This is a genomic window from Methylibium petroleiphilum PM1, from assembly GCF_000015725.1.
Taxonomy (GTDB): Bacteria; Pseudomonadota; Gammaproteobacteria; order Burkholderiales; family Burkholderiaceae_C; genus Methylibium; species Methylibium petroleiphilum.
This window is the reverse complement of record NC_008825.1, coordinates 1,954,926-1,972,704: the sequence shown is the minus strand read 5'-3', so window position 1 is coordinate 1,972,704 and position 17,779 is coordinate 1,954,926. Positions and strand designations below refer to the sequence as shown.

General features: G+C 69.3%; 21 protein-coding genes and 1 pseudogene. 11 read left to right on the top strand and 11 right to left on the bottom strand.

Annotated elements, in window-relative coordinates:
• The first annotated feature begins 10 nt into the window (after positions 1-10).
• A complete protein-coding gene (locus tag MPE_RS09235) occupies positions 11-517 on the top strand; it encodes a DUF3693 domain-containing protein (protein WP_011829429.1) in 507 nt (168 codons plus the stop codon).
• 123 nt (positions 518-640) lie between these two features.
• Here MPE_RS09235 and MPE_RS09230 read toward each other — a convergent pair whose 3' ends face one another.
• From MPE_RS09230 to MPE_RS09215, 5 genes and pseudogenes are all read right to left on the bottom strand, one after another.
• Entirely contained in the window at positions 641-889 is a 249-nt protein-coding gene (locus MPE_RS09230) for a cyd operon YbgE family protein (RefSeq protein WP_011829428.1), read from the bottom strand.
• Positions 890-936: 47 nt separating this feature from the next.
• A complete protein-coding gene (gene cydX, locus MPE_RS23270) occupies positions 937-1,071 on the bottom strand; it encodes a cytochrome bd-I oxidase subunit CydX (RefSeq protein WP_081771270.1) in 135 nt (44 codons plus the stop codon).
• A 12-nt stretch (positions 1,072-1,083) separates the two neighbouring features.
• On the bottom strand, positions 1,084-1,647 hold the full coding sequence (gene petA / locus MPE_RS09225; RefSeq protein WP_011829427.1) for a ubiquinol-cytochrome c reductase iron-sulfur subunit: 564 nt from the start codon (positions 1,645-1,647) through the stop codon (positions 1,084-1,086).
• A gap of 34 nt (positions 1,648-1,681) precedes the next feature.
• Positions 1,682-2,824 (bottom strand): cytochrome d ubiquinol oxidase subunit II, encoded by a 1,143-nt coding sequence (gene cydB, locus MPE_RS09220; RefSeq protein WP_011829426.1) that lies wholly within the window; start codon positions 2,822-2,824, stop codon positions 1,682-1,684.
• Between the two features lie 10 nt (positions 2,825-2,834).
• Positions 2,835-3,059: pseudogene (locus MPE_RS09215) on the bottom strand (cytochrome ubiquinol oxidase subunit I); the annotation flags it as partial.
• Positions 3,060-3,282: 223 nt separating this feature from the next.
• On the opposite strand from MPE_RS09215, the gene MPE_RS09210 reads away from it, so the two are divergent.
• The 5 genes from MPE_RS09210 to MPE_RS09190 all read left to right on the top strand — a co-directional run bounded on the left by MPE_RS09210 (position 3,283) and on the right by MPE_RS09190 (position 6,819).
• Complete coding sequence (locus MPE_RS09210; RefSeq protein ID WP_036230275.1) at positions 3,283-3,852, top strand: DUF3299 domain-containing protein; 570 nt, start codon at positions 3,283-3,285, stop codon at positions 3,850-3,852.
• Entirely contained in the window at positions 3,849-4,220 is a 372-nt protein-coding gene (locus MPE_RS09205; protein ID WP_011829424.1) for a hypothetical protein, read from the top strand. Before MPE_RS09210 ends, MPE_RS09205 begins: the two co-directional genes overlap by 4 nt.
• Before the next feature lie 78 nt (positions 4,221-4,298).
• The gene (locus tag MPE_RS09200) at positions 4,299-4,841 is read left to right on the top strand and encodes a DUF2796 domain-containing protein (RefSeq protein ID WP_011829423.1); all 543 of its coding nucleotides are present in this window, start codon (positions 4,299-4,301) and stop codon (positions 4,839-4,841) included.
• Positions 4,838-5,548 (top strand): ABC transporter ATP-binding protein, encoded by a 711-nt coding sequence (locus tag MPE_RS09195; RefSeq protein ID WP_011829422.1) that lies wholly within the window; start codon positions 4,838-4,840, stop codon positions 5,546-5,548. The genes MPE_RS09200 and MPE_RS09195 overlap by 4 nt, the downstream gene beginning before the upstream one ends.
• Positions 5,545-6,819 (top strand): ABC transporter permease, encoded by a 1,275-nt coding sequence (locus tag MPE_RS09190; protein ID WP_011829421.1) that lies wholly within the window; start codon positions 5,545-5,547, stop codon positions 6,817-6,819. Before MPE_RS09195 ends, MPE_RS09190 begins: the two co-directional genes overlap by 4 nt.
• A gap of 4 nt (positions 6,820-6,823) precedes the next feature.
• Here the strand turns inward: MPE_RS09190 and MPE_RS09185 are convergent, their stop codons facing one another.
• Positions 6,824-6,973, bottom strand: a complete 150-nt coding sequence (locus MPE_RS09185) for a hypothetical protein (RefSeq protein ID WP_237706388.1) — start codon at positions 6,971-6,973, stop codon at positions 6,824-6,826.
• Positions 6,974-7,374: 401 nt separating this feature from the next.
• Here MPE_RS09185 and MPE_RS09180 point away from each other — a divergent pair, with 401 nt between their 5' ends.
• The gene (locus MPE_RS09180; protein ID WP_158304606.1) at positions 7,375-8,415 is read left to right on the top strand and encodes a DUF72 domain-containing protein; all 1,041 of its coding nucleotides are present in this window, start codon (positions 7,375-7,377) and stop codon (positions 8,413-8,415) included.
• On the opposite strand, the gene MPE_RS09175 is transcribed toward MPE_RS09180, so the two are convergent.
• Positions 8,412-10,853, bottom strand: coding sequence for a penicillin acylase family protein (locus tag MPE_RS09175; protein WP_011829418.1), 2,442 nt, complete (start codon positions 10,851-10,853; stop codon positions 8,412-8,414). The genes MPE_RS09180 and MPE_RS09175 overlap by 4 nt on opposite strands.
• 60 nt (positions 10,854-10,913) lie before the next feature.
• A complete protein-coding gene (locus MPE_RS09170) occupies positions 10,914-11,423 on the bottom strand; it encodes a DUF1993 domain-containing protein (protein ID WP_011829417.1) in 510 nt (169 codons plus the stop codon).
• A 104-nt stretch (positions 11,424-11,527) separates the two neighbouring features.
• Between MPE_RS09170 and MPE_RS09165 the strand changes: the two genes are divergently transcribed.
• A complete protein-coding gene (locus tag MPE_RS09165) occupies positions 11,528-12,538 on the top strand; it encodes a D-2-hydroxyacid dehydrogenase family protein (protein ID WP_041929615.1) in 1,011 nt (336 codons plus the stop codon).
• Complete coding sequence (locus MPE_RS09160; RefSeq protein ID WP_011829415.1) at positions 12,531-13,784, top strand: MFS transporter; 1,254 nt, start codon at positions 12,531-12,533, stop codon at positions 13,782-13,784. Before MPE_RS09165 ends, MPE_RS09160 begins: the two co-directional genes overlap by 8 nt.
• Before the next feature lie 11 nt (positions 13,785-13,795).
• Here MPE_RS09160 and upp read toward each other — a convergent pair whose 3' ends face one another.
• The 3 genes from upp to MPE_RS09145 all read right to left on the bottom strand — a co-directional run bounded on the left by upp (position 13,796) and on the right by MPE_RS09145 (position 15,952).
• Positions 13,796-14,425: a uracil phosphoribosyltransferase gene (upp, locus tag MPE_RS09155; protein WP_011829414.1), complete on the bottom strand. Its 630-nt coding sequence runs from the start codon at positions 14,423-14,425 to the stop codon at positions 13,796-13,798.
• A 39-nt stretch (positions 14,426-14,464) separates the two neighbouring features.
• Positions 14,465-15,208 (bottom strand): 23S rRNA (guanosine(2251)-2'-O)-methyltransferase RlmB, encoded by a 744-nt coding sequence (gene rlmB, locus MPE_RS09150; RefSeq protein ID WP_011829413.1) that lies wholly within the window; start codon positions 15,206-15,208, stop codon positions 14,465-14,467.
• A gap of 69 nt (positions 15,209-15,277) precedes the next feature.
• Positions 15,278-15,952, bottom strand: coding sequence for an ABC transporter ATP-binding protein (locus tag MPE_RS09145; RefSeq protein WP_011829412.1), 675 nt, complete (start codon positions 15,950-15,952; stop codon positions 15,278-15,280).
• A gap of 14 nt (positions 15,953-15,966) precedes the next feature.
• On the opposite strand from MPE_RS09145, the gene MPE_RS09140 reads away from it, so the two are divergent.
• On the top strand, positions 15,967-16,617 hold the full coding sequence (locus tag MPE_RS09140) for an arylesterase (protein WP_011829411.1): 651 nt from the start codon (positions 15,967-15,969) through the stop codon (positions 16,615-16,617).
• 94 nt (positions 16,618-16,711) lie between these two features.
• Positions 16,712-17,773: a cupin-like domain-containing protein gene (locus tag MPE_RS09135; protein ID WP_011829410.1), complete on the top strand. Its 1,062-nt coding sequence runs from the start codon at positions 16,712-16,714 to the stop codon at positions 17,771-17,773.
• The last annotated feature ends 6 nt before the right edge of the window (positions 17,774-17,779 follow it).

Below are 17,779 nucleotides of genomic sequence, written 5' to 3'. Positions count from 1 at the left end.
GGGTGCCCAAATGATCTCGACTCGCGAACTTCTGGAAGCCGCCAAGTCAGCGCGCGGCCTGCCCTCTAACTACCGGCTCGCTCGCGAGCTGGACGTTCCGGAGAAGACCGTTCAGCGGTGGAACACGGGCAAGAACTCGCCCGACGACGTGCACGCCGCGCAACTAGCCGAGCTGGCCGGACTGGACCCGGCCGAGGTGGTGGTCTCGATCCGCGCCGAGCGATCGACTGAGCCCGCCATGCGGTCACTGTGGGAGGGGATCGCGAAGAAGCTTGAGCGCGCCGGGGTGCCGCTGGCGCTGCTCTTTGCGGTCATCTTGTCCGCCTTCTTCGGGTTCGACGGAGGCCCCGACGCAGGCGCCGCCCTGCTCTCTTCTGTCGCTATCTCCGCCGAAAATGGGCTGTATATTATGTCAACTCACAGATGGGGCCTACCGGATGTGGTTGCGACTGCTGCGCCTGGCTCACTACGGCTGGTGGACCCAGGTGAAGTCTGTGTCACAGATCGCCACCTTTAGGTGACCAACGGATGCGATGACAACGGCTTCTGCCGTGTCGTCGTCAGCCAGCAGGTAGCCCATGGCGCCGCTGGCCCCCTCGTGCAACAGTTTGAACATGGTTTGCGTGCCTTCGGTCGGCACTCATGCCGCCCATCGAGCCACAGCGGCCGCTGCCAGCGCTACAGCGCAAGCCCAGCCAGAAAAGATCCACCGCCAGGTCCTGTGGTGCGGGACGAACCCCACACCACGAATGAATCCGGCACTCATGGCCCAGAACAGCAGCGTAGCCAGGCCGTGGTCGGCATGACCCGACGCCTTGGCCATCATCAGCGGATACACCGTACCGCCGACCATGATCGTCAGCCCGACCGCCAGGCTGGGCAGATGCATGGACGCCCCATCGGGTGCTGCGTCATGGTGGTCTGACAGCGAACGACTCACGGCAGATCCGTGTCACCCAGGGCGTGCCTTCCAGCGGCTGCGCGCGCAGCCTCGTTCTCACCCCACATCGCGTTCATGATGGCCAGCAGCACCGCGAAGCCGACACCGAGGACCCAGGCGAAGTACCACATGACATGTCCCTTTCAGGCGGCGTCTTCGCCGATGAGGATGCGCGAGTCGCTCGCGTAGCGATAAGGCGGAATTTCGAGGTTCGCTGGCGCCGGCTTGTTCTTGAAGACACGCCCTGCTCCACCGAAGGTTGAGCCGTGGCAAGGACAGAAGAAGCCACCGGACCAGCCATCAGGGAGACTGGGATTCGCGGCGCCGACCGCACGCGCTTCGTTGCGCGCATAGGCGGCTTGCTGGTCCTTCTGGGACTGCGGATCCACGAGCTGGGCATCGTGGCCCTGCAGGGCTGCCAGCATGGCGGGCGTACGCTTCACGACCCAGACGGGCTTGCCACGCCATTCCACGGTCTTGCTGCCTCCGGTGGCCATGTCGGACAAGTCCACCTCCACCGGACCGCCCGCGGCTTTGGCCCGCTCACTGGGCGCGAAGGTGGAGACAAAGGGAACGGCTGTGGCCAGGGCTGCGACACCGCCAGCCGCACCGGTGGCAATGAGCCACTGCCGCTTGTCAGGATCGTGCGGAGTTGCGTCAACCGATGCGCGGGCGCCCGGGCATGCAAGGGGGAGTGTCGGGTTCATGGTTCGGCTCCTGGCCACGGCCGAGAAAGTGGCATCAGTACGCGTTGTGTTCATTCGCGCGGATGTGGGCCACGGTGACCTTGCCGCGCATCACCCGGTAGGCCCATGACGTGTAGAGCACGATCAGCGGCATGAAGACCAGCGTGGCAGCCAACATCAGGCCCAGCGTCATGGGGCTGGACACGCTGTCCCACACCGTCAGGCTCGCGTTGGGCATGCTCGACGAGGGCATGATGAACGGGAACATGGCGGCGCCAGCGGTGCCGACCACGCCCACGATGGCCAATGACGAAGCCGCGAAGGCGCTCAACGTTCGGCGCAGCGCCACGAGACCGGCGGCCAGCAATGCGCCAGCGATCCCAATGGCCGGCAGCGCCCAGATCAAGGGCTGCCGGGAATAGTTGAGCCACCAGCCGTCAGCGCTGCGCACCACCGTCTTGGCCAACGGGTCGGGCATGGCGGCCGGGTCCAGCGCCGAGGTGATGACGAAGCCCTGGATGTCGCCGATGCGCAGCCAGACCCCTGCGGCCACGAAGGCCAGCACCATCAGCACGGCCGCGCCCACGGCGCCCCGCGCCGCGCGCCGCTGGATCTCGCCTTCCGTGCGGTGCGCGAGGTAAGTGCCGCCCTGCATCGTGATCATCGCGCTGCTCACCACACCCGCCAGGAGCGCGAAGGGATTGAGCAGCTGCCAGAAGCTGCCCGTGTACGTGCTGACGAGAAAATCGTCGAAGCCGAACGGCACACCCTGCAGCAGGTTGCCGAAGGCCACTCCGAAGATCAGCGGCGGTACCGCGCCACCGATGAACAGGCCCCAGTCCCACGTGTTGCGCCACCTGGCGTCGTGGATCTTGCTGCGGTAGTCGAACCCCACGGGGCGGAAGAACAGCGCCCACAGCACCGCCAGCATGGCCCAGTAGAAGCCGCTGAACGCGGTGGCATAGACCAGCGGCCAGGCTGCAAAGATGGCGCCGCCACCGGTGATGAACCAGACCTGGTTTCCGTCCCAGTGCGGGCCGACGGTATTGATGACGACGCGGCGTTCCTCATCGCCACGGCCGACGAAGGGCAGCAGCGTGCCCACGCCCATGTCGTGGCCGTCCATGATGGCAAAGCCGACCAGCAGCACGCCGACGAGCAGCCACCAGATCACCTTGAGGGTTGGATAGTCAAGCATCGCGGATCCTTCAGGCGTGAGCCGGCTCGAACTGGTAGCGGCCGGTGCCGAGGCTGCCCGGACCCTGACGCGCGAACTTCTGCATGAGGTAGACCTCGACGATCAGCAGCACCGTGTAGAAGCCGACGAAGCCCGCCAGCGAGCCATAGAGGCTGCTCACGCTCAGCGTCGACACACTCAGGTGCGTGGGCAGCACGCCATAGATCGTCCAGGGCTGGCGGCCATACTCGGCCATGCGCAGGATGCTTGTGCGCAACGGCACATGCCGTTCGGCGTCGCACGCATTGTCCAGGGACGGACATGCCGCGGCGTGCCATCACCGGGACTCATCGTGCGCCGCCACGTTGCCCGAACGTAAAGGCAGGCTGGCCGCTGGCTGACGACCGCGCGCCCAGCGGGGCGCCGCGGGGCGGGCATTGCGCAGATGTGGCGTAATGGGCGCCTTCGCGAGACCGACGATGGAACGACGCCCCTTCCTGCGTGCCTTGAGCGCTGCCGCCGTCGCCGCCACGGGCGGCGGGTTGACCGTTGCACTGCGCGCCGCGCCCGGCGATCAGATGCGCACCATCTCCTGGGACGACCTGGTGCCGCCCGATTGGGACCCGTCCAAGCAGATGCGCGAGGCGACCAATGGCGTCAGCATGTTCAGCGATGCCGATCCGCGCGCACGCGATGCGATGAAGGCGATGCGCGAGATCTGGGACACCGCGCCGACCGTGGGCGCGATGGACGGCAACCTCGTCAAGCTGCCCGGCTACATCGTGCCGCTCGAGGAAGTGAAGGGCGAGCTCAAGGAGTTCCTGCTCGTGCCTTACTTCGGAGCCTGCATCCACACGCCGCCGCCGCCGGCCAACCAGATCATCCACGTCGTTATGACGCAGCCGGCCAAGGGCTATCGCTCGATGGACGCGGTGTGGATCAGCGGCAAGCTGACGATCGCGCACCGCGAGGACGCGGCCATGGGCGCGAGCGGCTATCGCCTGCAGGCCGGCGCGATCGAGCGCTACGTGGCGAAGCCGCGGCCATGACGCGTTGCGCCGCGATTGCGACCGACCCCCTACGCCGCCGCGCGCTGAACGGCGCCGTGCTGGCGCTGGCCCTGGCCCTGCTGCTGCCCTGGCTGCAACTGTCCGCGCTTCAGCACGGCTTCGGCCACGTGTTCCACGACCGTGCGGCGTTCGCCGCCGTGCAGGGCGCGCCCGACACCGGGCACGACGAGACGTGCTGCGCCACCTGCGTGGCCGTCGGTGCCGTCCTCGCGTGCGCGCCGTTCGCGGCGCTGCCCGCCACGGTGCTGCTGGCGAGCGTCGACGACGTGGTCACCGTCGTGTCGCCGCGACCTGCCGCGACGCCTTCGCGCATCCTGCGCAATCGCGGTCCGCCCAGCGCCGGCTGAGCCCGTCGACCGCGCGCACCGGCGCGCGTTGCACCTTGCCCCGCGATGTCGGGGCGACGCAAGCCTGGAGACCACCCCATGATGACGAAACGATCGGTCCGTCGGACCGCCGGCGTGTGCCTCGCGCTCGGCACGGCATTGGCCCATGCCCATGGCACGGCGCACCAGCACGGCGTCGCCAAGCTCGACGTCGCGGTCGAGTCCAACCGCGTGACCTTCGAACTCGATACACCACTGGACAACCTGATCGGCATCGAGCGCGCGCCGCGCAACGACGCCGAGCGAAAGCGCGCCGACGCGGCGGTCGCGACGCTGCGCGACGCGGCCAAGCTGTTCGGATTCGATCCGGCCGCGCAGTGCCGGCAGCAGGACGTCGAGCTGACGGCCCCGGTGCTCGGACTGGGCGCCGCCGCAGCGCCGTCCGAGCAAGGCGAGCACGCCGACCTGGAGGGCCGCTTCGTGTTCGCCTGCGCCGACACGGCGCGCGCGAGCCAGGTCGACATCGGCCTGTTCAAGGCGTTCCCGAAGCTGCAGCAGCTCGACGTCCAGGTCGCCGGGCCGCACGGTCAGTCGCGCCAGACGCTGAAGCGACCGGCGAACAAGCTCACGCTCGCCAAATGACTGCAGCCACGATCGAGCTCGAGGCGCTACGCTACGCTTGGCCGGGATCCGCCGAGGACACGCTGGCGATTGACGCGCTGGCCATCGACGCCGGCGCCAGCGTATTCCTGCACGGCCCCAGCGGTAGTGGCAAGAGCACGCTGCTGGGCCTGCTCGCCGGCGTGCTGCTGCCGCGTGTCGGCGAGGTTCGGCTGCTCGGCCAGTCGTGGAGCGCACTGTCGGGCGCGCGTCGCGACGCTTTTCGCGCCGACCACGTCGGCTACGTGTTCCAGCAGTTCAACCTGTTGCCCTACCTCAGCACGCTCGACAACGTGCTGCTCGCCTGCCGCTTCTCGGCCCAGCGCGCGCACCGGGCCGCGCAGCTTGCCGGCAGCACCTCGGCGGGTGCCGAGCAGTTGCTGGGGCAAGTCGGTCTGCCGCGCGCGCTGTGGTCGCGCCCTGCGGCACAGCTCTCGGTCGGCCAGCAGCAGCGCGTCGCGGCAGCGCGCGCGCTGATCGGCTCGCCCGAGATCGTGATCGCCGACGAGCCGACCTCGGCGCTCGACGCCGACCTGCGCGACGGCTTCATGGACCTGCTGCTCGGCGAATGCCGCCGCGCCGGCAGCACGCTGGTCTTCGTCAGCCACGATGAGCGCCTGGCCGCGCGCTTCGACCGGCGCGTGTCGACGGCGCAGCTGCATGGCGTGCGCAAGGAGGCCGGCGCATGAAGCCGCTCGTCTCGATCGCCTGGCACAGCGCCTGGCACCGCCGCTCCACGCTCGTGCTGGTCGTGCTGTCGGTCGCGCTGGCGACGCTCCTGCTGCTGGGCGTCGAGCGCCTGCGCGGCGACGTGCGCGAAAGCTTCTCGCAGTCGGTCAGCGGCACCGACCTCGTGGTCGGCGCGCGCACCGGCTCGGTCCAGCTGATGTTGTACGCGGTGTTTCGCATCGGCGGCGCGACCAACAACATCCGCATGAGCAGCCTCCGCGATCTCGCCGCGCTGCGCGGGGTCGACTGGGTCGTGCCGCTGTCGCTCGGCGACTCGCACCGCGGCTTCGCAGTGCTCGCGACGACGCCGGCCTACTTCGAGCGCTTCCGCTACGGCGACCGCCAGCTGCTCGCGCTCGCGCAGGGCCGTGCGTTCAACGCCGACGCGGCGGATCTCTACGCGACCGTCCTCGGCGCCGACGTCGCCGAGCGCCTCGGCTACCGCCTCGCCGATCGCATCACGCTGAGCCACGGCGCCGGCACGATCCCCGGCGCCGAGCATGCCGATAAGCCGTTCACGGTGGTCGGCATCCTCGCGCGCACCGGCACGCCGGTCGACCGCACGGTGCACATCGGCATGGAGGGCATGGAGGCGATCCACGTCGACTGGGTCGCCGGCACGCCGCTGCCGGGCATGCGCGTGACGGCCGACGAGGCGCGCAAGCTCGACCTCACGCCCAAGCTGGCGACCGCGGCGCTGGTCGGCCTGAAGAGCCGCAGCGCGGTGTTCGGCGTGCAGCGCGCAGTGGCGGACTACGAGGGCGAGCCGCTGATGGCGGTGCTGCCCGGCGTTGCGCTCGACGAGCTGTGGGACGTGATCGGCGCCGGCGAGCGCGCGATGCTCGGCATGTCGGTGATCGTCGCGATCGTCAGCCTGGCGGGACTGGTGTCGGTGGTGCTGGCAGGGCTCAACGAGCGGCGCCGCGAGCTGGCGGTGCTGCGCGCGGTCGGCGCGGCGCCGCGCCACATGCTGTTCCTGCTGGCCATCGAGGGCGCGCTGGTCACCGCGGCGGGCGTGTGCGCGGGCATCGTCGCCACGGCGATCGCGGTCCTGCTCGCCGGGCCGTGGCTGCAGCAGCAGTTCGGCATCACGCTGTCGCGCTCGGCGCCCGGGTCCTCGCAGTGGCTGCTGATCGGCGGCGTGCTGGCCGCGGGCTGGCTCGCCAGCCTGATGCCGGGCTGGCGCGCCTACCGGCTGTCGCTGGCCGACGGGCTGTCGCCGCGCGCGTGATCGATCAGGCGCCCAGCGCCTCGGCCAGCGAGCGCGCGTTGTGCTCGTTCATCCTGAGGTAGGTCGGCGCCGGGCCGGCGGCATCGGACAGCGCGTCGGAGAACAGCGTCCCGCCGATGCGCGCGCCCGATTCCTGCGCGATGCGCTGCGTCATGCGCGGGTCGCTGATGTTCTCGACGAACTGGCACCGCCCCCACAGCGGCATCGGCGGCGCTGTGCCCATGTCCAGACTCAGCTCGTCAAGAAACAACACCTTGACGCTTCACAGCTAGATCGTTGTCGACGCCTCAGCATCAAGGGGGCAAGTCCGCCAATGCTCAGTTGCCGCTCCAAACAGCCGAACATCCGCTTCCCAACGGAATGTTGTCGCGAGCTAGCGGTCGAATGGAATCTTGTCGCACGGAGGCGACAAGAACCGCCTCGGAACGGAGGATAAGTCATTGATTCATGACAGGTTTCCCAACAGTCAGTGTTGTCGGACGGCTCCCATCGTCCGCACGTTCGCTGGTCGATTCGGCGCCGATACTGCTGCGCGTGGACCCCTCGCACCCAGACTTGTTCGGCATTGACTCATCGACCCCGGCCCGGCCTGGCAGAGCGCGCGGTACGACGAGGGTTCGAGCCGTTGAAGCCGATGCGCGACTGAAGCAATGGGCGGTCGACCTCGGGCCGCTGGTCCGATTCGGCACGTCGTCCTGGTACTTTCCGGGCTGGGAAGGACTGGTGTTTCGCGACCGGCATTCCGAGAGCGTATTGTCGAAATTCGGTCTTGCCGCCTACGCGCAGCACCCGCTGCTGCGGACCGTGAGCCTAGATCGCAGCTTCTACCGGCCCTTGTCGACCGCGGAGTACGCTGCACTGGCAGACCAGGTCCCCGACGATTTCCGCTTCGTCGTCAAGGCCGGCGCGTCGGTGACGGACGCGGCACTGCGGGACCCATCCAGCGGCGCACCCGCGCGCCCGAATCCGCTGTTCCTCGATCCGGTGCTCACGCTGGAAACGGTGCTGCGGCCGGCGGTCGAGGGCCTGGGACGCAAGCTGGGCGTGCTGCTGTTCCAGCTGTCGCCCTTGCCTGCCGAGTGGTTGTCGACTTCACAGCCCGGCCGGCTGTTGCAGGCGCTTGACTGCCTGTTCACCGAGCTGCCGCGCCCCGATCACGGTCTGCTGGCCATCGAGTTGCGCGACGCAGGGCTGCTGGTTCCCGAGTTGGCCGCGCTGCTGAAGTTGCACGGTGTTCGCTACTGCCTCGGCCTGCACGACCGCATGCCGCCACTCGAGGCGCAGCTCCCGATGCTGCGCGCGACCTGGCCCGGCCCCCTGGTGTGCCGCTGGAACCTGCCGCGGGGGCTGCGCTACCGGCAGGCCAAGGCGCGGTTCGAGCCCTTCGACGCGCTCGCCGCGCCCGACCCGGTCACGCGCCAGGCGCTGGCGCGGCTGATCGCAGTCACGGCGGCGGCGGGTCAGCCGGTCTTCACGACCATCAACAACAAGGCTGAAGGCAGCGCCCCACTCTCGGTGTTCGCGCTGGCGGAGGCCGTGTCGACGCTGCTGCCCTCGCTGCCACCCGGCGTCGCGAGGACTGGCCCCCTGCCCTAGCGCGGCTCCAGTTCGAGGATCCGGCCCGGCCGGCCATCGCCCCACAGCGGCAGGTACTCCACCCGCGACCAGCGTTCGTTGAGGTTGCGGTAGTCGGCGCTGAACACGATGCCGCTCTGCCCGCTCGAGTGGATGAAACGCGAGCGCTTGCGGGCCCCCAGGTCGTACAGAGCCCTCAGACCGGCACCGTGGTCGCCCAGGTAGAGCTCGCCGCTGCCGGCGTCCGGCCGCAGGCTCACGCGGGAGGCATTGACGGTGAAGGCGTCACCGCCCACAGGGCTTCTCAGCTCGAACCATCGCGCCAGCCACGGCACGCTGCTGAACGGACGGTGCTCGAGCCGCGCCTGGTGGGCCTGGCCCCACCGCCATTGGCTCACGTCATCGCCCTGCGCGGTCTGCAGTTCGTCGAGCGCGCGCGTGAAGGCCGCGTCGACCTGCTCAGCGCAGGTCTCGACCGCGGGGCTGCCAAGGTCGTCGCACCAGCTGGTGTCGTTGCGGTCGAGCACGCCCTCGAGCGCTTCGCGGAAGCTGCGCCGGGCCATCTGTTCCATGAACAGGGCTTCGCCGAGATCGTCCGCGAACAGGCCCCACGTCAGTTGGCGCACCCAGGCCATGAAGATCAGGGGCGCGGCCCGTTCGGCGGCCATCGTGCCCTCGAAGCCCTCGAGCGCATGCTGTGCCGCCGGCGCCAGCGGGTGCACCGAGTGCGCCTGGCGCAGGAAAGGCAACAGGCGCTGGGTGGCGGTGGACAGCAGGTCGGCCTGGATCGAGGCCAGGCTGTCGAGGCTGTGCAGGGGCCGCGCGGCCAGCAGTCGTTCGATCCGCTGCTGCCGGTACGGCGGTGCCCATTCGCTGCTGATGAAGTGCGGGTACTGCGGCCCGTGGATGCGCTGGTTCGCGCTCGCGATCCAGCCGCGCGCCGGGTCGCGGTCGCGTGGCGTGGCGGTTGGCGCCAGCCAGCCAGCCCAGTCGTAGCGGGCGTCCCAGCCCGGCGCGGGCACCAGCCCGCGCAGGTCGTTGTCGGGGCGTCGCAGCGGCACACGGCCAGCCGAGACGAAGCCGATGTGCTGGGCGTCGGCCACCACCATGTTCTGCATCGGCGCCATGTACTGCGCCGACGCGGCGAGAAACTCATCCACCGAGCCGGCGAGGTTGAAGGCCAGGCCCGCGGCCAGGGTGTCGGACGCATCGAGCTCCAGGGCGGTCCAGCGCAGCGCCAGCGCATAGCGCGGCACGGGACCACCGGCGCCGGTGAGGCCTTGCAGGGCCGGCAGCGCGTCGGAGAGCACCGGGCCGTGGCGTGTCCGGCGCGCGATGAAGCTCACGTCGGCGGCGCCCTTCACACGGATGGTTTCCGGGACGCTCTCGAAATGGGCCCAACCGTCCGGGGTCTCGTAGCGCTCGGGGTCGCCGGTGTCGATGCGCTCGATGTAGAGGTCCTGCACGTCGGGCGCGGTGTTCGTGTAGCCCCAGGCCACGCGTTCGTTCTGCCCCAGCACGATCAATGGCAGGCCCGGAACGCTGGCGCCGGCCACCTTCAGGCCCGGCGCCTCGAGCCGGGCCACGTACCAGAGGGTCGGCGCGCTCAGCTTGAGGTGCGGGTCGTTGGCCAGCAAGGGGCTGCCGGTGACGCTGCGTGTACCGGCCACGGCCCAGTTGTTCGAGCCGACGCCCTCGACGCCGCTCTCGATCTGCCACGGCAGGCCGCTCGCGTCGGTGACGGCGGCCCGCTGCAGCAGCTGGCCGTCACCCAGCTCCAGCCGGCGGTACAGCGCCGCGTAGTCGGCCGTGGCCAGCGGCTTCTCGCCCGGATACGGCGGCAGCAGTTGCTGGATGCGTCCGACCGGCATCGTCAGCGCCAGGCGCATGCGCAGCAGCTCGGTGCTCCAGTTGCCGCCCAAGTCCCAGGCCATCATGGTCGACCACGCGAGGCTGTCGACCGGGCTCCAGGCTTCGGGCTGCAGCCCGAGCAGCAGGAACTCCGGCGGCCGGGCCCGCAGGTGGCCGCGCAGGTAGGCATTGATGCCCGCCGCGTACGCATTGAGCATCGCCCGCACGCCCGGCCCGGCCTGCTCCCACTGGTCCTGCGCGGCACGCCGCACGCCCAGCGCCCTCAGGAAACGGTCGCTCTCCACCGCGCGCGGCCCGAAGGCCTCGGCCAGCCGGCCCGCGCCGATGCGCCGGTGGGTCTCCAGCTGCCACAGCCGGTCCTGCGCATGCACGAATCCCAAGCCGAACCAGGCGTCGTCGATCGAGGTGGCGCGGATCGTCGGGACGCCCTGAGCGTCGCGCTCGATCTGCAACCCGGCGCGCAGGCCCTCGACGCGCAGCCGGCCCTCGGCGATCGGCAGCGCGAGCTGCCGGTAGACCAGCAAGGCCGCGATCACGCCCACGCCCGCCAGCAGCAGGGCCGCCAGACACCGACGCATCCACTTCATGGGAACAGGCTAGTCGCTACCCTCCTCCGCCGCATCGGGGTTCGCACGGGCGCTGCGGGCTCAGCCCCCGCGCAGGTAGTCGGCCTTGCCGAGCTCCACGCCGTTGTGACGCAGCAGCGCGTAGGCGGTGGTCACGTGGAAGAAGAAGTTCGGCAGCGCGAAGTGCTTCAGGTACTGCTCACCGGTGAACTGCAGCGGATCGCGGCCGCGCACCGGCACGCTGATGGGTTTGTCCTCGCTGCCGTCGACCTGGTCCGCGGGCACGCCGCGGAGGTAGGCCGCGGTCGCCTCGATGCGGGCCTGCAGCTCGGCGATGGTGGACTCGGAGTCGTCGAACTTCGGCGCGTCGCCGCCGGCCAGCCGCGCGACGCCGAACTTGGCGCTGTCGCAGGCGATCTGGATCTGCTTGCCCAGCGACAGCATGTCGGGCGCCAGCCGCGAGGTCAGCAGCGTGTCGGGATCGAACTTCTTCGCCTGGGCATGCGCCACGGCCTTGTCCAGCCATTTCGCGAGGTTGCCGAGCATCGTCAGAAAGATGGGCACGCTGGCCGAATGCATCGTGATTGCCATGGGAGTCTCCTCGTGAGGTGGCGGATGCTACCGGTAACCCCGGTCCGGCGCAGGGCGTGCACAATCGACCGCTCTGGCCGTGGTACGGCGGCCCATTGCAGCCCATGAACATCATCATCCTGGACGACTATCAGGACGCGGTCCGCAAGCTCCCCTGCGCCGCCAAGCTCGAGGGCTACAGCGCCAAGGTCTTCACCAACACCGTCAAGGGCAACGGCCAGCTGGCCGTGCGGCTGCGCGATGCGGACGTGCTGGTGCTGATCCGTGAACGCACCCAGTTCACGCGACAGTTGCTCGAGAAGCTGCCGCGCCTGAAGCTGATCGCGCAGACCGGCCGCGCCGGCCCGCACATCGATATCGAAACCTGCACCCGTCTGGGCATCGCGGTGGCCGAGGGCGTGGGCTCGCCGGTGGCGCCGGCCGAGCTGACGTGGGCACTCATCATGGCGGCCATGCGCCGCCTGCCGCAGTACGTGAGCAACCTCAAGCACGGCGCATGGCAGCAGGCCGGGCTCAAGTCGCAATCGATGCCGGCCAACTTCGGGCTCGGCATGGTGCTGCGGGGCAAGACGCTGGGCCTGTGGGGCTACGGCCGCATCGGCCAGCTGGTCGCCGGCTACGGTCGGGCGTTCGGCATGAAGGTGGTGGTGTGGGGTAGCGACACCTCACGCGGCAAGGCGCAGGCCGATGGCCACGAGGTGGCCACGTCGCGCGAGAGCTTCTTCGAATCCTGCGACGTGATCTCGCTGCATCTGCGTCTGCACGAGGCCACCCGCGGCCTGGTCCGGCTCGAGGACCTGCAGCGCATGAAGCCGACCGCGCTGTTCGTCAACACGGCCCGCGCCGAGTTGCTGGAGGAGCACGCGCTGGTGACGGCGCTGAACCGCGGCCGGCCTGGCATGGCGGCGGTCGACGTGTTCGACAGCGAGCCCATCATGCAAGGCACACCGCTGCTGCGGCTGGAGAACGCCATCTGCACGCCGCACATCGGCTATGTCGAGCAGGAGACCTACCAGCAGTACTTCGACGCTGCGTTCGACAACGTCATCAATTTCATCCAGGGCAAGCCGACCAACGTGGTGAACCCCGAGGCCCTGCGGGTCCTGCGTGGATGACGCGCCGGGCGCGAGGCTGAGCGCCGACGCCCCTGCCGCATCGCACGTTGAGCCAATCGACGCCCTGCGCGGCGCGCGCTGGGCGTTGCTGTTCGGCAATTTCGTGATCGGCTGCGGCGTGATGGTCATCGCCGGTTCGCTGAACGACCTGACGCGCTCGCTGCAGGTGAGCGTGGCGCTCGGCGGCCAGTTGATCGCGATCGCCGCCGTGATGATGTGCCTGGGCGCTCCGCTGCTGGCGGCGGCAGTCGGCCGCGTGGACCGCCGCCGGCTGCTGGCCTTCACGCTGGCCTGGTATGCGGTGGGCCACGCCGTATCGGCGCTGATGCCCAGCTACGCCGCGCTGGCGCCGGTGCGCGCGTTCTGCATGCTGGGTGCCGCGGTGTTCACGCCCCAGGCCGCGGCGGCGATCGGCTGGCTGGCGCCGCCGGCGCAGCGCGGCCGAGCCATCACCTTCGTCTTCCTCGGCTGGTCGGTGGCCTCGGTGTTCGGCATGCCGCTGCACAGCTACATCGGCGAGGCACTCGGCTGGCGCTGGGCCTTCGGCCTCGTGGCGCTGCTGGCCGCCGGTGGCGCCGTCTGGGTGTGGGTGGTGATGCCCGACGGCGTGCGGCCGCCGGCCATGAACCTGCGCGCCTGGCGCGAGGTGCTGACGCACCCGCTGCTGATGGCGATCGTGGCGGTCACGGCCCTGTTCGGCGCGGGACAGTTCACCGTGTTCACCTACTTCGCGCCGTACTACAAGCAGGTACTCGGCGCCGGGCCCACGCAGATCAGCCTGCTGTTCGCCTGGTTCGGTGCCTTCGGGCTGATCGGCAACGTGCTGCTGTCGCGCCACGTCGACCGCATCGGCGCGGCGCGTGCGGTGACCTTGCTACTCGGTGCCGTGGCCCTGACGATGCTGATCTGGCCGCTGGGCACCGGCTACCTGTCGATGGCCTGCGTGCTGCTGCCGTGGGCGCTGGGCATGTTCGCGGCCAATTCGGCGCAGCAGGCCCGCCTGGGTCAGGCCGCGCCGGCCCTGGCGCCGGCACTGATGGCGTTGAACACGTCGGCCATTTACCTCGGCCAGGCGGTTGGCGCAGCGGGGGGCGGCGCGCTGGTCGCAGCGCAGGAAGCCGCCGGCGCCAGTGGGTCCGGACTCTACGGCGGCCTGCACTGGGTCGGCCTGGGCTGGCTGCTCGCGGCGCTGGCGCTCAGCCGCTGGGCCGAAAACCGCATGCGGCGCGACAGCCGCCACGCCTGAGCACGTGCCGCTCAGCCCTTGGTACCGAAGATCTTGTCGCCGGCGTCGCCGAGCCCGGGGATGATGTAGCCGACCTCGTTGAGGTGGCTGTCGATCGCCGCCGTCCAGCAGCGCACTTCGGGGTGGGCCGCACTCAGCGCCTTCACACCCTCCGGCGCGGCCACCAGCACCAGCGCGCGAATGTCGCGGCAGCCCTTGCGCTTGAGCAGGTCGACGGTGGCGATCATCGAGCCGGCGGTCGCCAGCATCGGGTCGATGATCAGCGCGGTGCGCTCTTCCAGCGAACCGACCAGGTTCTCGAAATAGTGCTCCGGCTGCAGCGTGTCGTGGTTGCGCGAGAGACCCACCACGCTGATCTTGGCGTTCGGGATCATGTCGAGCACGCCGTCCATCATGCCCAGGCCGGCCCGCAGGATCGGCACGATGGTGACCTTCTTGCCCTTGATCTGGTCGACCGCCGTCGGTCCGCTCCAGCACTCCACCGTCACCTGCTCCAGCGGGAAGTCTGCCGTGGCTTCGTAGGCCAGCAGCCGGGCGATCTCGGCGGTGATCTCCCGGAACTTCTTGGTCGAGATGTCGGCGGCGCGCAGCAGCCCGACCTTGTGTCGGACCAGCGGATGCAGGACTTCGAGGACGGGCATGTCGGCAGTCTATGTGCAGGCGGTGGTCGCGGCTCCGCGTCAGGTCGCGCCGCGCTGGCGCACCGCCTCGTAAAGACCGATACCGCTCGCCACCGAGACGTTCAGGCTCTCCACCGCGCCGGCCATCGGCAGGCTGACGAGTTCGTCGCAGGTCTTGCGCGTGAGCTGGCGCATGCCCTGCCCTTCGGCGCCCAGCACCAGCGCGACCGCTTGCCTCAGGTCCGCTGCGTACAGCGTGCGCGGCGCATCGTCGGCGGTGCCGATGACCCAGATGTTGCGTTCCTTCAGTTCGCCCAGCGTGCGCGCCAGGTTCGTGACCATGAAATAGGGCACCGTCTCGGCCGCGCCGCTCGCCACCTTGGCGACCGTGGCGTTGATGCCGACGGCATGGTCCTTCGGCGCAATCACCGCATGGGCTCCGGCCCCGTCGGCCACGCGCAGACAGGCGCCGAGGTTGTGCGGGTCGGTCACGCCGTCGAGTACCAGCAGCAGCGGCGGGCCCTCCACCGTGTCGAGCAGGTCATCGAGCGATTTCGTGGCCGGTGCCGCGGTGACCTTGGCCACCACGCCCTGGTGGCGGTGCGTGCCGCAGAGCGCCTGCAGGCGCAGCTCGTCGCTCTCGATCAGGCGCACGCCGGCTTCCTTGGCGCGTTCGATGAACTGGCGCATGCGCGCATCGCGCCGCGTGCCGTCGATGTAGAGCTCGACGACGGAGCCGGGGGCCGTCTTGACACGGACGGTGACGGCGTGGAAGCCGAACAGGATGCGGGGGGAGGAGGACATGGGGCGATTATCGGGGGCGGTCTCACTGCCCGCGGGTGCCTTGCTTCGCAACGGCTGCCGCGACCGGGCTCACGAGGACGTCAGCTGCCCCGCCTCGATCCTGACTTGCCGGTCGCAGCGGGCGGCGATGGCGCGGTCGTGGGTCACCAGCACCAGCGTCGTGCCCTGCTCGCGGTTGAGCTCGAACATCAGCTCCATGACCTTCTCGCCGGTCGCGAAGTCCAGGCTGCCGGTGGGTTCGTCGGCCAGCAACAGCGCCGGTTTCACGACGAAGGCACGCGCCAGCGCCACGCGCTGCTGTTCGCCGCCGGACAGCAGCTTCGGGTAGTGCCCCAGCCGCTCACCCAACCCCACGCGCACCAGCATCTCGGTCGCGGCGGCGCGGGCGTCACCACGGCCCTGCAGTTCCAGCGGCAGCATCACGTTCTCCAGCGCGGTCAGGTTGCCCATCAGCTGGAAGCTCTGGAACACGAAGCCCACACGCTCGGCGCGCACTGCGGCCCGGGCGTCCTCATCAAGGCCAAACAGGTCGATGCCGGCGAGCCTCACGGTGCCTTCACTCGGCGTGTCGAGCCCGGCGATGATGGCCAGCAGCGTGCTCTTGCCCGAGCCCGACGCTCCGACGATGGCCGCCGACTCCTGCGCCGCGAGCGAGAAGTCGATATCGTGCAGGATGGTCAGCTCGCCGCTGGAGTCCTGCACGCGCTTGCTGACGTGCTCGACGGCGATGATCGCTTCGGTCATGAAGGAGGAATCGGATGTCATTGAGTCGCAGGGACTGTATCAAGCAGCTCGCCGCATCGGCGTTGGCGGGGCTTGTGGTCCTGCCGGTGCGGGCGCAGGCCACCCGGCCGATGATCCTGGTCGTGGGCGACAGCCTGTCGGCCGAGTACGGCCTGCAGCGCGGCAGCGGCTGGGTGGCCCTGCTGGAGAAGCGCCTGGCGCAGGAGAAGATCGCCGCCGGCGTCGTCAACGCCAGCATCAGCGGCGATACCACCTCGGGCGGCCGCTCGCGCCTGCCGGCGCTGCTGGCGCAGCACAAGCCGGCGGTGGTGATCGTCGAACTGGGCGGCAACGACGCCCTGCGCGGCCTGCCGCTGGCGATGACCGAGCGCAATCTGGCCGAGATGGCGCGGACCTCGAAGGCTGCAGGTGCGCGGGTGCTGCTGATCGGAATGCAGGTGCCACCGAACTACGGCCGCCAGTACAACGAAGACTTTGCGGCACTGTTCGGCAAGGTCGCCCGGGCCGAAGGCACGGCGCTGCTGCCCTTCCTGCTGAAGGGCGTGGGCGATGCGCCGAACGCGAGCGAACTGTTCCAGCCGGACCGCATCCACCCGAAAGAAGCCGCCCACCCCATCATCCTGGGCAACGTGTGGCCGGCGCTGCGGCCCTTGTTGTCGAAGTAGCCCGCTTTTCAAACGCGGTCCGCCCTTCGGCGCGCTTACCATGCCGGTTGACGCGCCCGTTCGTTCCTCGACGGGTCATTCGAACTACGACCCCATGGCCCTTCGCGAAATCCCCCCCGCACCGCAACCGGTAGGCTATCAGCGGCAACCGCGGCCGGACGATGCCCGCTGGATGCAGTGGATCGCCGAGAACCGGCTGCGCGACTGCACAGCGGCTTCGATGACAGACACCATGGTCGCCGCGGGCCTGGACCGGCAGGCCGCTCAGCAGGCAATCGCCGCGATGGAGGTCCACCCGGTGTTCGTGGCCGCACGCCGCCACCAACAGTTGCAGCGCAAGTTCGCTTCGGTGATGGCCAATCAACAGCGCATCTGGGAGATGGGTTGGGCCTACGACGGCGTGGAGAAACGCAGCCACGTTTCGCCGGCCGAGTTCTTCGAGCGTTACGTGGTGGGTTCCCGGCCGCTCGTGCTGACCGACGTGGCGGGCGATTGGCCCGCTCTGCATCGCTGGTCGCCGGCCGACCTGCGCGAACGGTTCGGTCACCTCGATGTCGAGATCCAGGCGGAACGGGCCGTCAACCCGAAGTACGAGCAGGACAAGCTCAAGCACCGCCACAACGTCCGGCTCGGCGATTTCGTCGATCGCGTGCTGGCGGGCGGTGCCACCAACGACTACTATCTGACCGCCAACAACGAGATTTTGCGCCGACCGGAGTTCGCGCCACTGCTGGCTGACATTGGAACGCTGCCGCTATTCTGCGACCCGGCACAGTTGGCGCAACGCTCCTCGTTCTGGTTCGGCCCGGCCGGCACCGTCACTCCCCTGCATCACGACACCCTGATGTTGCTGCACACCCAGGTGGTCGGACGCAAGCGCTGGCGCTTCATCTCGCCACTCGAGACGCCGCGTCTATACAACCACGACGGGGTGTTCAGCGCAATCGACTTGGATCATCCTGACCTTGACCGTTACCCGGCCTTCCGCGACGTCAAGGTGCTCGAGGTGGTGTTGGAACCGGGTGACACCGTCTTCCTCCCGCTGGGCTGGTGGCACCAGGTCGCCTCGCTGGAAGTCAGTCTGTCGTTCTCGTTCTCAAATTTCGTGTTCCCTAACACTTACAGCTATGAGAATCCGTCAATCTCAGACTGGTGAGGCAAT

What these genes read in the sequence shown, in the direction of transcription:
- MPE_RS09145 (WP_011829412.1), bottom strand. Translation starts at nt 15,952, where the DNA reads ATGACCGAAGCGATCATCGCCGTCGAGCACGTCAGCAAGCGCGTGCAG.
- MPE_RS09195 (WP_011829422.1), top strand. Translation starts at nt 4,838, where the DNA reads ATGACTGCAGCCACGATCGAGCTCGAGGCGCTACGCTACGCTTGGCCG.
- MPE_RS09140 (WP_011829411.1), top strand. Translation starts at nt 15,967, where the DNA reads ATGTCATTGAGTCGCAGGGACTGTATCAAGCAGCTCGCCGCATCGGCG.
- MPE_RS09230 (WP_011829428.1), bottom strand. Translation starts at nt 889, where the DNA reads ATGCATCTGCCCAGCCTGGCGGTCGGGCTGACGATCATGGTCGGCGGT.
- MPE_RS09200 (WP_011829423.1), top strand. Translation starts at nt 4,299, where the DNA reads ATGATGACGAAACGATCGGTCCGTCGGACCGCCGGCGTGTGCCTCGCG.
- MPE_RS09185 (WP_237706388.1), bottom strand. Translation starts at nt 6,973, where the DNA reads ATGACGCAGCGCATCGCGCAGGAATCGGGCGCGCGCATCGGCGGGACG.
- upp (WP_011829414.1), bottom strand. Translation starts at nt 14,425, where the DNA reads ATGCCCGTCCTCGAAGTCCTGCATCCGCTGGTCCGACACAAGGTCGGG.
- MPE_RS09205 (WP_011829424.1), top strand. Translation starts at nt 3,849, where the DNA reads ATGACGCGTTGCGCCGCGATTGCGACCGACCCCCTACGCCGCCGCGCG.
- MPE_RS09170 (WP_011829417.1), bottom strand. Translation starts at nt 11,423, where the DNA reads ATGGCAATCACGATGCATTCGGCCAGCGTGCCCATCTTTCTGACGATG.
- cydB (WP_011829426.1), bottom strand. Translation starts at nt 2,824, where the DNA reads ATGCTTGACTATCCAACCCTCAAGGTGATCTGGTGGCTGCTCGTCGGC.
- MPE_RS09190 (WP_011829421.1), top strand. Translation starts at nt 5,545, where the DNA reads ATGAAGCCGCTCGTCTCGATCGCCTGGCACAGCGCCTGGCACCGCCGC.
- MPE_RS09235 (WP_011829429.1), top strand. Translation starts at nt 11, where the DNA reads ATGATCTCGACTCGCGAACTTCTGGAAGCCGCCAAGTCAGCGCGCGGC.
- MPE_RS09175 (WP_011829418.1), bottom strand. Translation starts at nt 10,853, where the DNA reads ATGAAGTGGATGCGTCGGTGTCTGGCGGCCCTGCTGCTGGCGGGCGTG.
- MPE_RS09135 (WP_011829410.1), top strand. Translation starts at nt 16,712, where the DNA reads ATGGCCCTTCGCGAAATCCCCCCCGCACCGCAACCGGTAGGCTATCAG.
- MPE_RS09165 (WP_041929615.1), top strand. Translation starts at nt 11,528, where the DNA reads ATGAACATCATCATCCTGGACGACTATCAGGACGCGGTCCGCAAGCTC.
- cydX (WP_081771270.1), bottom strand. Translation starts at nt 1,071, where the DNA reads ATGTGGTACTTCGCCTGGGTCCTCGGTGTCGGCTTCGCGGTGCTGCTG.
- MPE_RS09210 (WP_036230275.1), top strand. Translation starts at nt 3,283, where the DNA reads ATGGAACGACGCCCCTTCCTGCGTGCCTTGAGCGCTGCCGCCGTCGCC.
- petA (WP_011829427.1), bottom strand. Translation starts at nt 1,647, where the DNA reads ATGAACCCGACACTCCCCCTTGCATGCCCGGGCGCCCGCGCATCGGTT.
- rlmB (WP_011829413.1), bottom strand. Translation starts at nt 15,208, where the DNA reads ATGTCCTCCTCCCCCCGCATCCTGTTCGGCTTCCACGCCGTCACCGTC.